A 428-nucleotide genomic window follows, 5' to 3' on the forward strand; every position below is an offset into this window, starting at 1 on the left:
GTCCAGCGACAATAACGGGACGAAAGTGTTCCAGGTAACAAAATCGGGTACACATACGTTGACGTATGTCCTGAAGGATAACAGGAACAATGAAGCCCGGGTTGATTACACTTTTATCGTGAACGAACAGAGTCCGATGGAAATTAGCGTTACTCCCAAATACTCTAACAAGTTCATGAGGGCCCCGCTGGACCTGTCCTTGAGGTCCAGTGTTAAGCTTGCCCACTCGGCAGACTCAATTGACAATGTAACGTTTAAGCTGAATGGTAAGCCTGTCGATGGTGGCAAAAATTACTGGTCACAGACGTTTGAGAACATCATGGAAGGTAGTTATAAACTGGAAATGGACGTTGTCAGTACGCAGGGTCAGAGAGGGGTTGTTTTGGTTGATTTTGACGTGATACCGAACACGCCTCCTACATGTAACC

Annotated in this window: 1 protein-coding gene; it reads left to right on the top strand. The window is 46.3% G+C overall.

Going from position 1 to position 428, the window contains the following annotated elements; translation table 11 throughout:
- Positions 1-25: 25 nt before the first annotated feature.
- Positions 26-428 (top strand): hypothetical protein (locus tag ACNQ0T_RS23235; protein ID WP_417930388.1); only part of this gene is annotated, 403 nt, incomplete at its 3' end.

It is taken from the genome of Enterobacter cloacae complex sp.6700776, assembly GCF_048284255.1.
In the GTDB taxonomy this organism is placed as follows: Bacteria; Pseudomonadota; Gammaproteobacteria; order Enterobacterales; family Enterobacteriaceae; genus Enterobacter; species Enterobacter intestinihominis.